This is a genomic window from Halomonas elongata, from assembly GCF_029081005.1.
GTDB classification, from domain to species: domain Bacteria; phylum Pseudomonadota; class Gammaproteobacteria; order Pseudomonadales; family Halomonadaceae; genus Halomonas; species Halomonas elongata_B.
This window is the reverse complement of the sequence record NZ_JAJQTQ010000167.1, coordinates 1-207: the sequence shown is the minus strand read 5'-3', so window position 1 is coordinate 207 and position 207 is coordinate 1. Positions and strand designations below refer to the sequence as shown.

The 207-nt window shown below is 62.8% G+C and carries 1 protein-coding gene; it reads right to left on the bottom strand.

What is annotated here, in order from left to right; all coding sequences use genetic code 11:
- A partial coding sequence (locus LU493_RS19955; protein WP_275289527.1) for a hypothetical protein occupies positions 1-207 on the bottom strand: 207 nt, incomplete at both ends.

The following is a 207-nucleotide window of genomic DNA, read 5'->3' as shown; positions in this document are numbered from 1 at the left end:
GGCCGCGGGTTCCGTATCCTCGATACGGATATCCAGGCTATCCGTGGTGGATTCGCCGGCCAGGTCGGTCACGCCCAACGTGAACTGGTCGAGGATCTCGCCACCGCTATGGTCCTCGGCGTCGCCATCTTCGGTGTAGTCGTAGGTGATCTCACCCGTGGCGGCATCATAGCCGGTGATGGTCAGCGTGCCTTCGTCACCCTGCAG